The following is a 12,694-nucleotide window of genomic DNA, read 5'->3' on the forward strand; positions in this document are numbered from 1 at the left end:
TATTACGCACGCCTTTGTGCTCGTCATTATTATATTCTAGCTGGAAAGCGATGTCAATCCTCTAAACTAACATTGTCTCTAAAATCTCTTCAATCTCTAATTCTTTTGGTATTCTTGGATTTGTTGCCGTACATCCATCTTTTAGTGCTCCAACAGCAATAGCATGCTTTTCTTTTGTGAACACTTCTTTAGTTATGCCACATTCACTTAACGTTGTTGGCATATTTAATTTTTTTTGTAATTGTTTAATTTCATTAATTAAACTACGGACACCTATGCGTGTATTACTAGCCGGTAAACCTAAAAGCTTAGCTAGCGCCGTGTATCGCTTAGCAGCTTCACTTGTTGGAATACTTTGGAAGTCTGTGATTCCAGCGTTATAACGAATAACATGTTGCAAAAGTAATGTATTCATACGACCGTGTGGAATATGGAATTTCGCACCAGCGGTATGAGCAATTCCATGGTTCAAACCTAATGACGTAATGTTAAAAGCCATCCCAGCTAAACATGAAGCATTGTGCATTTTTTCCCGTGCTTCCATATCGTCTCCATTGCGATAAGCTCGTTCTAAATAATCAAAAACAAGCATCACGACTTTTTCACATAAAGCATCCGAATAATCATTGGCTTTAGTTGACACGTAAGCTTCTAGAGCATGGGTTAAAACATCCATTCCTGTATCAGCTGTAATTGCTGGTGGAACTGTTCGAACTAATTCTGCATCTAAAATGGCTTCGTCTGGCAAAATTGCATCTGTTACAATCGGATATTTCATCGCTTTTTCTTGGTTGGTAATGACTGAGAAATTGGTTACTTCTGAACCTGTGCCACTAGTTGTAGGAATCACAACAAAAGGCATTGCTTTGACTGTTCCTAATTTTTGACCAAAAAATTTCATAGCTTTGGCTGCATCAATTGCTGATCCACCACCAATTGCTACCATCATATCACCATCAAACTCATTTAATGCACTGATCCCTGCCACAACATTTTCAATTGGCGGATCTGGAATAATGTCACTAAAAATTGCAAATTCATTTTTAGCACTAATTCTTGAAGTTACAGCATCTATCATGCCTGAACTAACAATAAATGGATCGGTTACAATAAATATTTTCTTGTTCTCATACTCTTTCAAGCGATCTAACGCATTTTCTCCAATAAATAAATCCGTTTTAAAACTTATTTTTTCCATATCTATCAACATCCCTTTCAATCCTTTTTACAGGTATTTTTGTTTAATTTAATAAAAAAAGAAGCTTTAGAAAAAAGGCAGTCATCCTGCACATCTTTCTAAAGCTTCTTTGCTATATTAGATTATCCCCACACCATTGTGAGAAACTATTCAATTCATTTATAATTTACTACTTTTGAAGAACCCTGTCAATACCAATCTAGAAATTACATAGTAAGATAGGCAATCGAAGCACGTCGTTGTACTTATTCCTTCAGCATCGTTGAGAAGGTTATTGCCCACTGTCTTTTTATGCACAACATTGTGCAATTGGCGCTGTTTCCTGCCAGTTAAGACAGGAAACTCGATAAAATTTCTACTTTTACATAGAACAACTTGTTCACTTGAAGGCACCTACTAAAAGCAATGGACGATTTGGTTACACACAATTTTGTGTGACAAATAAAAAAAGTCCCAGAGACAAGTGCGCACTGGAACAAAAGCCTATTGTTTTGCCTCGAAACAACAGTACCAGAGTATCTTAGAAGAAAAGACCTGACTTAAAGCAATCATTGCTTATTACAGTGGCGGGACCGCGTTGGATTTTCACCAAACTTCCATTTTTCTAAAATAGCATGAACAAGCTATATTTTATCTGCTTTATTATAACATATTTGAATTTCTTTGCAATCGTTACACTTTATTTTGTCGGACCATTATGAAAAACTTTTCCACTACGCTTATAGCTAACATCTGAACAATTAGCACGGAAGTTTACGACTCGAGCAACTGCAAAAAAGTAATCTGATAAGCGATTCGTAAATTTCAATACATGGCTATTTATTTCGGCTGTCCAAGCAACACTAACGATATGTCGTTCTCCTCGCCTAGCAACCGTTCTCGCCATGTGCAATTGGCTCGCAACTGGTGTACCACCAGGAATAATAAATTCCTCAATTTGAGGAGGTAACTCTGTATAGAAATCAATGCGTGACTCTAACCATTTTGTTGGCTCTTTTGTCATACGATAATCACGAATACCTTCTGGTGTAGCTAAATCTGTTCCACAATCGAATAAATATTGTTGAATTTCTGCTAATTCAGCTTTAATATCTGGATTTTCACTATCATTCATTTGACTGACAATATAGCCAAGTAACGAATTCAATTCATCCAATGTTCCATATGCTGTTACTCGTGCTGAGTCTTTGCTGACTTGCGCTCCACCTACTAAACGAGTCATACCTTTGTCCCCAGTTTTTGTATAAATTTTCATGATAGAATGAACCCCTCTCTATTGTAAATAATCGACTAATTCTTTAATCCCAGCATCTTCATAAGATGAAACTCTAAATACCACTTTAGCACCTGCCAAATAAAGCTTTTTTTCGGCAGCAAGAATATCGGCCTCATTTTCTGCTAAATCAATTTTTGTCACAATCCCAATCGTTGGTTTTGCAAAAAGGGTAGCAAAAAGTGGCGCAAAAACTTGTTCTTTTTCACTAACACTGGCTAGTAATGCCACTACCTCAGCTTCAGCTGCAGTAACTGTTAGGGCGCTATAATATTGACGATGTTGAATAAACTCACCTGGTGTATCAATCATATCTGCATGAAATTGAACAGCTTGTGTTTTATGATAAGATAACTCAACACCCTTAATTCTTTGACACAAGGTTGTTTTCCCACAACCAATTGAGCCAATAAACATAACTTTTTTCATAAGTTATCTCCTCCTTAATAAAAAGCTCGTTGAGACGTTTAGCTCCGGCAAGAAAATAGGGGAAATCGATATGGCGCTTTTTGCCATCTCAGATTTACATCTTTTTCTCGAGGAGTTGGCTCATAAGAGCTAGCTTTTTTATTTTTTATAGCTTGGCTATAATTTAAGCTAAATAAAAGAAAAACACAAGCTTTGATTTTTTGGCATGGCTTTATTCTAAATTTATCAGTCCGTATTTTTTTTGAAAACGTCGAATAATTTTTAGCCATGATGGGCTGAATAGCCACAGGAAAAAAACATTCGATAACGCATGGGCTAAATCAAAATAAAAACTTGCGGCATAGGCTTGGACAAATGCAATCCAATTCAACGGATTAATATAAGCCACCACATACCATAAATTCATAATCCAACCAAAGAGAAATCCCCAAATGAAGCCAAAAACCAAGCGACTCCACATATCTTTTAGGATGGGAGAATCTTTTAATAAACCCGCTGTAAATCCTACCATTCCCCAGCAAAACATTTGCCATGGAGTCCATGGTCCCTGTCCTAAAAACATATTCGAAACCAAAGCTGCTGTAGCTCCAACTACAAACCCACTTTCACTACCTAACACCATTGCTGAAACGATAATGACGAACGTCGTTGGCTGAACACTTGGAATCATAGCAAACGGCACACGACTCGTTGCAGCTATCGCTCCTAGCACTGCAATAAAAACAATTTCTCGCGAACGAATTTTCTTCGTTTCAAAGCGACGATACAACGGTACCATTGTCGCAATTAAAAATAAAAAACTGACTAATAAATAATACTTATCACTAATCGCTACGGAAAGTACTAGCATAAAGATTAAAAAAAGAATCAATCCCCATAAATTCTTTTTAGCTCTTAACATATGGAATCACATCCTCCCATGTTAAAGCCCTTGGTAATTGTTTACGGACCAAACGATTAATTGCTGTTGTATAAAAGAAATTATCACTAAAGAAATCTTGGACAAATCCTTCAGAAATAATTTTACCATCAAATAACAATGCAGCTCTTGTGCCATATGCTGCCGCAAACTCCATATCATGTGTCGCCATTACGATAGTGGTACCTTCTTCTTTTAGTTTTTTTAGAAGCGTACCTAAATGATGCTTCCTAACTGGATCTAACCCTTTCGTTGGTTCATCTAATAACAGGATTTCTGGATTAGATAGCAATGCCAATCCTAAAGAAACGAGTTGCTGTTCTCCACCACTACAGTCTAATGGGTTTCTAGCAGAAATATGTTCAATTTCTAGTTCCATTAGCATTTCTTTTGCCGCCAAATCGGGATTATTCAACTTGATTTGGATACTACGCTGATAAAATTCATCAAATACAGTATCATAAGCAAAATGATAAGCAGGATTTTGAGAAACATAGCCAATTCGTTCATAGCGCTCCTGTAAATCAATTTTATCCAGTCTTTTCCCTTCTAGCGTAACCTTACCTCTACGGCAATTTAATAAACCTGCTAAAACCATTAAAAACGTTGACTTTCCCGTTCCATTTTTCCCAACAATACCGATCCATTCACCTTTTTTGATTGAAAAATTTAATTCTCGCAAAATGAAACGCCCATTTTTTTCGTATTGAAAAGCAATTGATTTAGCAACTAAAAAACGATTCTCATCCCTTTTTTCTGATTCATTTTTTTGTTCATTTTCCGGTGTAGATAAAGGTGGCAATGCTCGTTGGCCTGACAATACTGAAAAAGGTAACGAGGAGGATCCCATCTCTAAAAATAAACGTGGAACTTGCGGAATAAATAGCTGCTTTTCAGCTATTTTCCATAAGTTTTGAATAGCAATCATCGGTGGACTGTTTTCAATAATTTCCCCCGCATCCATCATTACTAATTTTGTAGCTAAAGGGATAACTTCGTCTAGTCGATGTTCACTCATAATGATTGTAATACCTAATTCTTCATGGATTCTTTTTAATAATCCTAAAAAATCACGTGTAGCAATCGGATCAAGCTGTGCTGTTGGTTCATCTAAAACTAGTAATTTGGGTTGTAAAATCAGAACCGATGCTAAATTTACTAATTGTTTTTGACCACCAGAAAGAGTATGAATCGACTGCTCAAGTAAATCTTGGAAGCCTAAAAAGCTGATTAATTCAGCAATTCGTTTCTCAATAATTTTAGGTGGACAACCAATATTTTCTAGCGCAAAAGCTAACTCCCCCATGACATTATCCATCACAATTTGGTTTTCTGGATTTTGAAAAACCATACCGATTTCGGTTGCTGACCGAATATCCGACAACTCTTGATAGTTTTCATTTTTATAAAATAAGGCTCCAGTTCGTGTACCAATTGGCCATAATTCTTTTTTAAAATGACGTAATAATGTCGTTTTTCCACTTCCAGAAGAACCTGCTAAAACTAAAAAATCACCTTCTTCAATGACTAAAGAATTCATAACCAAAGCTTCTTTTTTTTCCTCTGGGTAGGTAAAACTTAAATTCCTTATTTCTGCCAACGCCACCATAACAATTCCCTCCCTTCCAAAATCAACGGATAGCTTACAAATAACAAAGTTAAAACTAATAAGACTTGGTTCTGAATAATAGATAAACCCAAGGTTCCTAACTCAGGATAAATTTGTAAATTTCCAAAACCATTTAACTTACCATATATACAACTAATTAAAATTAAAGCGCCAAAAATCAAACTAAGAATATCTCGCATTTCTAATTGATAACTTAGATAAGTAGTCCGTTTTTTCACTCCATATCCTCGTGCTTCCATGGAATCAGCTGTCTGTAAAGCTTCTTCCAAGGAACACACTAATAAAATTTGAACTAAATGCATGCCATTATACGCGCGTGTTTTTATTTTCCCAGTTTCCATTTGAATTCCTCGTGTTTTTTGAATCGCTGTTATTGTTGTTAATCGACGAATAAAAAGCGGAACAAAGCGCATCGTTATCATCGTTAGTAAAGCCAATTGAGGCGATATTCGCGAAAATAAATAGAGGAATTTATGACTAGAAATAACGCTATTGTAAGAAATAAAAATAATAAGTAAACAACTAAAGGATAATGCCATCAGAATACCATAGACTACAGCTTCTAACGTAATTGGATTAGGGCCAATATAGAATAAAAAATGACTTCCTCGATGATTTAGTAATGGATTAATAACAGCAATTGCTAAGATAAAAATCCACGAGCCTTGAATCATTTTTTTCATTTTTGCGCCATTATTTTGATAAAGATTAAACATAATTAGTACGATTAATTCCCCAATTAAAAAAATAGGATGTAAAAACATCATACTTAAAAGAATGACACCAATATAATAACAAAAACTTGTAAATGGATGAACTGAATTTAAGACAGTGCGCACTTTTTCACTCCTTTACTTTGTTCTACTTGACTCATTATCATAGAAAAGCATCAAATAAAATAGGTATCTATTTTATTTGATGCACAGAGCATATACATTATTTATAAGCGTATTGAATTAAGCTTTAGCGGTTTGTTTCTTTTTATTTTCATACCAAACGATTAAACCAATAAGCACAATACTCTTTCCTAATAACGCAGTAAATATGCCGAATTCGCTTGATTCACCTGTTTTCGGAAAATTATTTGTCTCATCTGATTTCGTATTTTCAGCTGTATTTGAAATCGGTGCTTTGATTAAATTTGCTGGTTTATCAGCCTCTTTTACAGCAACAGGCTCAACAACAGTCGGTTTCTCTGTTGGTGTAGGATCTGGTGTCTTCTCTTTTTCTGGATTAGTTGTTTCTGGCTCTGTTACTCCTGGATCTGGATTTGTGACTTCTGGTTCTGTTGTTTCTGGATCGGTTACTTCTGGATCAGTTGTTTCTGGATCCGTTACTTCTGGGTCTGTTACCTCTGGATCTGGATCAACAGGTGTTTCAATTAATTGAGGTACAGGATTGTTCACAAAATCGTAAATTGATGCTCCACCATTTAAAAAGGCTTTATACTGAGCTAAAGTGTAAGCTGCTTGATCTAAAGCCATCGAATTGCTTCCGGCATCAGTTAACAACCATTTAAATCCTCCATCATCTGTTCTATAAGTCATTAAAGCATCAATGGCATTGAAGTTTTTGGTAAATCTAGGTCCAGTAGGGTCATTTCCAGTCATTGTAAGACCCATTATAGCTTGTGAAAGGGAATTTGAATTTTCATTTGACCATCCTTTGAACCCACCTGATTCCAATTGAACTGTCGATAAATAATCGACACTTCGGTCTAAAGCTGCTGCTACTTCAGGCATATCTTTATATTTAGCTAAAGCAGTCATTGCCATTCCTGTAATATCAATATCACTAGCTGAACCAAAAAGCGCCCAACCACCGCTAACTTTTTGTAAACTAATTAATTTATCAATCAAATCTTGAATTGAAAAGACTGCATCTGCTGGCACTTCATAGTCTTTTGTTTGTAAAGCTAAAATCCCATAGATTATGCCGTTCGTTCCAGAATTAGCTACATCCATATGATATAAATCATCAATTAAATTATTACGTTGTGTTGCTTCAGAAATATTTGTCGGATCAGCCCCAATAGACACTAAACCGATAATTGTGCGCTCATAGTCAGTTGCCGAAAAATAAGATGAATGACTAATAGAAGAAACAATAGAATCATAATAGTCTTGGCGTAGTTCTTTACTCGCTGGTGTATTCGATCTTGCTATAGCTAATGCTTCCCAATCACTTGATATAAACCCATCAGCCAACATTTTAGCCGTTGCGCCATCAATTGCTTCGTCTACGGTTACCGCAGCATAAGCCGAACTTACTGGTACTGCCACAAACCCAATCATTAAAGTAAATGTTGCCAACAGCGTAATCAATCTTTGTTTCATATTTTTCAATTTTTTCTCCTCCAATTTCTATTTAGAAACACAAAAATAGACATCCAATGTTTATAAAAGGATGCCTAGAGACAGACTCATGCTAAAAAATAGATACACAAAGAAGCGGTTAAACTTTGCTTTATCTGATGAATTGTACTAGACAATTCCTCCAATAAGAATTGTAGTAACTATGGGTATTAAGAGAGGTATCCTGACTCAAATTCATCCTACTTTCTCACCTTCCCGAATAAAAATCTATTCAGTGGTATTTGAGATTTCGTCATTTTTACAGTAGATTGGGGCTGTAGAGGATTTACACCTCTTTCCCTACTTCCTAATACATGTCGGTTTTGTGCTTTCTAGCACTCATTATAGGTAAATTTTTTACTAGTTACAAGTTCAATTTTAGCGAAGCACAAATTTTTACTCTTTTTTAGTTCTTATAAAAATTACCGTTTAGCTTTGTTTATACCGTTTTCATTCCTCTTTCAGTTCCGATTATCTTTTCGTACACAACAAAATAATGCTATTTACTTTATCAACTATAAAAAGGCTAGAAAAAATTCTAACCTTTTTAAAACACTCTATTTAATTAACAGCAACAAATTTTTTCAATAGTGGTGTTAAAATTGGAGCAAGTATAAAATAGAAGCCACTATTGCCAATTGCATGCATTGCGTCAAAAGGAACCCCAGCTAAAAAATAGGGCCAAAAAGCTTGAATACCAAAGAATGGGGCTTGAACTAAAGAGATAATAAAGCCATAAAAAAATCCCATCAACCCGCAATAAAAAACCATTACTAAAAAGGGAATTTTATGAATGTAAGGACGAATCACTAGACCCGTTAATAAAACAATCATAACAAAAGATACAATCTGGGCAATCGTCCAAACACCCATTCCTAACATCAAATTAGACGTCAAAATAGATAGTGTTGCTACAAAAATTCCATCCCAAATACCTAAATGTAAGGTCAACAAAATTAAAATTACAGTTACAGGTTGAACATTAGGTAAAAATTGGAAAATCATACGACTAACTTGGCACAATGCCACCATCAAAGCTAAAAAGGCAATCCTACGAACAGTAAATCTAGATGAAATAGTGTTATTGTCCACTTAAATCCCACACAATTTCATCGCCATCTTTAAGCTTCGTGTCACTCGCTCCCACAGTTGCTGGAGCTCCATTGATATCATACATCCAGTAACTACCTTTTGTATTTTGTTCTGCGTTATCTTGTTCTTTACCCTCTATACTTTTGATAAAACCTTTATCTGTTACTACGTCAAAATTCTTTTCCATAGCTGTTTGTAAGTCTGTCTTTTCAGCTACTTCAATTTTTTTCTGATCAAACTCTTTGTGATTTTCTTTTAATATGACTGTTACTGTCACATCTTTAGTCTTAGAACTAGATGAATCTTCTTTGGTAACAGTTGCATTGCCACACCCAACGATTAAAGCAATAACCCCTATAGATAAAACTAAACGTATTATTTTTTTCATAAAAAAACCTCCATTTTTATTGTTAAACTTGCTATTAGTATAAAGAAGCCAGAGCACCACTACAACTAGTTGTAGCGAACTAAACAATTTAAGGCAAATCAAACCACTTAAAATTGAAATCGTTTAGTCTGCTAACGGCTCATTATCGCTAGTTTCAATTTTTATTCATGTTTAGTAAATGCCAAAAATGTGCTACTTTTTTCTATACTTGTGGAGCACCTACATCTTTCCCCATGTTTTCCGTATACATCCATTCAATTGTATCCCCAACTTGTACTGCATATTGAGCAGCACCATAACTAGGAAATACTCCATTCACTCGGTAAAGCCAACCGCTTTCCGCACCTTTAGCAAATTCATATAAGTTGTTAATGCCTGCGACATACGTGCCCCCACGAATACCTACTTGAATCCCATTATTTCGGCAATAGTCTGAAAGGACATCCATCACGCTTTGCCCCTCTTTCATTTCAACTTTTTGTGGACTAATAAAGTAAGAACTTGAGTTAGTAGCCGTTCCTTTAATAGAAAAAGTTACTTCTTTTTTCGGTTCTGGTGTTGGTTTATTTTCAGGAGTTGGCTGCGTTGGTTCTGGTTGACTTGGCGTTGTCGGAGGAGCATTCGGCTCTTCTTTATGTTCTACAACAGGATTTTTAGTTTCGTTATTGGTCGTACTATTAGCAACTTCTTCTTGCACATCATCAGCTGATTCTATGACCGTTGAAGTTGCTTTCTCAACATTCTTATCTGCTATTTTTTTCTCTGTATCTGCTTCTTTAGAACTTTCTTTACTACTTTCGTTCTTTTTTTCTGATTCAAGCGATTCCTTTTTTTCTTTCGCTGTTTTTTTAGAATTAGCCACTGTATCTTTTTTTGTTTCTTTTTTGACTACTTGTGTTTTATTCTGTTGAGGTGTTGCCACGTGAGCATATTTATTATTTAAAAAAGCACCACCCAATGTTAGTACCGCAATGATTGAAATGACTGCTATTTGAATTTTGCGTTTATTCACAAGATTCCCTCCAACTAAAATATTCCGCTTTTAATTACTTTCTACTCCATAATAAGTGCATAAAAATTTCCCCAAATCAATTTTTATTCCTATTTCACATGGAGTATAGAGCATAAGGAAAATTCCTTATTTTGTTTCATCTTGATTATAGAGAACTATTTAATGGAATACAACTAGAAAAATACCATCAAGCAAAAATGTGTTAAGGAGTTAATTTTTAAATTGCACATATAATTCATGTGTTCACTTCTGATAGTTTGTTCTTTCTCTCTCAGACATAATGCTCTTCTTTTTTTATGAATTTAGTATTTAATTTTGATAAATCTACACCTAAATATGAAAAAAATGATACAACTTTCATTTTTAAAACAAATTTTCAAAAAACAACTTACACTTTTAAATCACATAAACAATAAGTTCTTTTTTTCATATTTTAGTTATAAATACCAACTTTTTTCTTTACATTCATGTAAAAAAATATGCATAAATACATGAATTACTTATGCTAAGATGAAAACCTATTAACTAATAAAGGAGTTTTATGATGAAAAAATTGACAGCATCAAAAGCAATGAAATTAGGTTTATCATCAGCAATTTTAGGAGGAGCTCTTTTCTTTTCTACAAATTTCGCTTCGGCGCATGGTTATGTAGAGCAGCCTGTTAGTCGAGGTTATGCAGGCGAGTTAGCAAAAAATTCTATCGGTTGGGGCCCTGCTCTTGAAAAATATGGAAATGTTATCACAAATCCACAATCGCTAGAATCTCCAAAAGGTTTTCCAGAAGCTGGACCGGCTGACGGTAAAATAGCTTCAGCTGATGGAGGCTTAGGACAAATAGGCGATTTTGTTTTAGATCAACAATCACTTAATCGTTGGGATAAACAAGAAATGACTGGTGGAGTTAATTCTTTCGTTTGGAAATATACTGCCGAACATAAAACAACAAAATGGCATTATTATATTACCAAAAAAGGTTGGAACCCTAATGCGCCTTTAACACGTTCTGAATTCGAATTGATTGGCACTGTTAATCATGATGGTTCAATGCCATCAAATAATCCTGTGCATAAAATTAATGTTCCAACAGACCGCACTGGTTATTATGTGATTCTTGCAGTTTGGGATGTTGCTGATACGCCAAATGCCTTTTATAATGTTATTGATGTTAACTTAAAAAATGATGGTTCCGGAGAAGAAGGCGAAACTCCTAACCAACCACAAAATTTAAAATCAGATGAAGTTACAAACAAGTCTATTAAATTGTCATGGACAGCTCCAACTAATACAGATGCTAAAGAATACAATATCTACCGTGATACTATTAAAGTAGGAACTGTCGGCGGAACAACTTTTACTGATATAGATTTGCAAGAAAAAACTACTTATGGTTACCAAGTAGAGGCTGTTGGATTTGACGGTAAAGTATCAGAAAAAAGTTCAGTTGTCTCTGTAGAAACAAAAGAAACACCAGCAGAAGATACAGAAAAACCATCTGTTCCAAGTAAAGTTCATTCAATGAAAACTACTTCAAATTCTGTCGATTTAATGTGGACAGAATCAACACATCCGATTGCAGTTAAAGAGTACACGGTTTATCGCGATGGAAAAAAAGTTGGAACGACTAAAACAAATAGATTTTTAGATACAGGATTAAATGCTGAAACAAACTATGTCTATACTGTCAAAGCAGTTAGTATTGGTGGAAATATTTCAGATAAGAGTGATTCATTCAAAGTTACAACCGCAAAAGAAATGAATGAGCATAGAGAATGGAAAGTAGGGTCATTCAGTAACCCTGTAAGTTACACTGCCAATGAATTAGTTTCTTACCAAGGAAAAAATTATAAAGTTCTAAACACACATGTAAATTATGGCGACTTGACTTGGGCTCCCGGCATACCAAATAGCCTTTTTGAAGAAGTAAAATAAAGATAGTAGAATCGCTTCCTAGCTTAGACTTAGTAGGAAGCACTATTTATATTAAGGAAGAAGTACCTACTAATAAATTTTAAAATAACTAATTTTTTTTTACTGAGAATAAAGTGATTGAATATGCAACTATTCCAAAAAGCTTAATTTAATGATGCCACAAATAAGTATATTTACCGTAGCTAGAGTATACAGAATGTTGCAAAATCCAAAAATAAACGAAGCATACTCATAATATCTAATTAGTTGCATAAACTATTTTAATTACGATTTAGACAAAGGAAGAACACCTTAGATCGACTGAATAATAGGAACCATGTTATACTTAAAAATACAAAAGGAAGACGTGCGGTTAACACGTCCTCAATGTAAATCTGTTTAAGACGGTAGCGAAATTAAATTAGAGAATATAACCGTTTAACTCTGCTAAAAGTTAATGAACGGTTATTTTTTTGTCTTTTTTAGTACG

11 protein-coding genes and 2 riboswitches are annotated in these 12,694 nt (G+C 34.7%); of the genes, 1 reads left to right on the forward strand and 10 read right to left on the reverse strand.

Annotated features, from left to right (window positions below; genetic code table 11):
• Nucleotides 1–61: 61 nt before the first annotated feature.
• The 10 genes from MHI00_RS14685 to MHI00_RS14730 all read right to left on the reverse strand — a co-directional run bounded on the left by MHI00_RS14685 (nucleotide 62) and on the right by MHI00_RS14730 (nucleotide 10,295).
• A complete protein-coding gene (locus tag MHI00_RS14685; protein WP_010053955.1) occupies nucleotides 62–1,198 on the reverse strand; it encodes a 1-propanol dehydrogenase PduQ in 1,137 nt (378 codons plus the stop codon).
• A gap of 476 nt (nucleotides 1,199–1,674) precedes the next feature.
• Nucleotides 1,675–1,822, reverse strand: a riboswitch (adenosylcobalamin (AdoCbl) riboswitch).
• 55 nt (nucleotides 1,823–1,877) lie between these two features.
• Nucleotides 1,878–2,453, reverse strand: coding sequence for a cob(I)yrinic acid a,c-diamide adenosyltransferase (locus tag MHI00_RS14690; RefSeq protein ID WP_187957981.1), 576 nt, complete (start codon nucleotides 2,451–2,453; stop codon nucleotides 1,878–1,880).
• A gap of 18 nt (nucleotides 2,454–2,471) precedes the next feature.
• Nucleotides 2,472–2,900 (reverse strand): EutP/PduV family microcompartment system protein, encoded by a 429-nt coding sequence (locus tag MHI00_RS14695; protein ID WP_341114554.1) that lies wholly within the window; start codon nucleotides 2,898–2,900, stop codon nucleotides 2,472–2,474.
• A gap of 211 nt (nucleotides 2,901–3,111) precedes the next feature.
• Complete coding sequence (locus MHI00_RS14700) at nucleotides 3,112–3,801, reverse strand: ECF transporter S component (RefSeq protein WP_056999782.1); 690 nt, start codon at nucleotides 3,799–3,801, stop codon at nucleotides 3,112–3,114.
• Nucleotides 3,788–5,428: an ABC transporter ATP-binding protein gene (locus MHI00_RS14705; RefSeq protein WP_341114557.1), complete on the reverse strand. Its 1,641-nt coding sequence runs from the start codon at nucleotides 5,426–5,428 to the stop codon at nucleotides 3,788–3,790. Before MHI00_RS14705 ends, MHI00_RS14700 begins: the two co-directional genes overlap by 14 nt.
• The gene (locus MHI00_RS14710; protein ID WP_015075428.1) at nucleotides 5,407–6,288 is read right to left on the reverse strand and encodes an energy-coupling factor transporter transmembrane component T; all 882 of its coding nucleotides are present in this window, start codon (nucleotides 6,286–6,288) and stop codon (nucleotides 5,407–5,409) included. The genes MHI00_RS14705 and MHI00_RS14710 overlap by 22 nt, the downstream gene beginning before the upstream one ends.
• A gap of 117 nt (nucleotides 6,289–6,405) precedes the next feature.
• Complete coding sequence (locus MHI00_RS14715; RefSeq protein ID WP_341115209.1) at nucleotides 6,406–7,785, reverse strand: cell wall protein; 1,380 nt, start codon at nucleotides 7,783–7,785, stop codon at nucleotides 6,406–6,408.
• A gap of 175 nt (nucleotides 7,786–7,960) precedes the next feature.
• Nucleotides 7,961–8,162: riboswitch (cobalamin riboswitch) on the reverse strand.
• A 202-nt stretch (nucleotides 8,163–8,364) separates the two neighbouring features.
• Nucleotides 8,365–8,895, reverse strand: coding sequence for an ECF transporter S component (locus MHI00_RS14720; protein WP_341114568.1), 531 nt, complete (start codon nucleotides 8,893–8,895; stop codon nucleotides 8,365–8,367).
• Nucleotides 8,885–9,283 carry a DUF4430 domain-containing protein gene (locus tag MHI00_RS14725; RefSeq protein ID WP_010053943.1) on the reverse strand — a complete coding sequence of 133 codons (399 nt, stop codon included), beginning with the start codon at nucleotides 9,281–9,283 and terminating at the stop codon, nucleotides 8,885–8,887. The genes MHI00_RS14720 and MHI00_RS14725 overlap by 11 nt, the downstream gene beginning before the upstream one ends.
• 202 nt (nucleotides 9,284–9,485) lie before the next feature.
• A complete protein-coding gene (locus MHI00_RS14730; protein WP_341114571.1) occupies nucleotides 9,486–10,295 on the reverse strand; it encodes a DUF4430 domain-containing protein in 810 nt (269 codons plus the stop codon).
• Nucleotides 10,296–10,839: 544 nt separating this feature from the next.
• On the opposite strand from MHI00_RS14730, the gene MHI00_RS14735 reads away from it, so the two are divergent.
• Nucleotides 10,840–12,225 (forward strand): lytic polysaccharide monooxygenase, encoded by a 1,386-nt coding sequence (locus MHI00_RS14735; protein ID WP_341114573.1) that lies wholly within the window; start codon nucleotides 10,840–10,842, stop codon nucleotides 12,223–12,225.
• Nucleotides 12,226–12,694 lie beyond the last annotated feature (469 nt).

It is taken from the genome of Carnobacterium sp. FSL E2-0243, from assembly GCF_038003605.1.
Lineage (GTDB): Bacteria > Bacillota > Bacilli > Lactobacillales > Carnobacteriaceae > Carnobacterium > Carnobacterium maltaromaticum.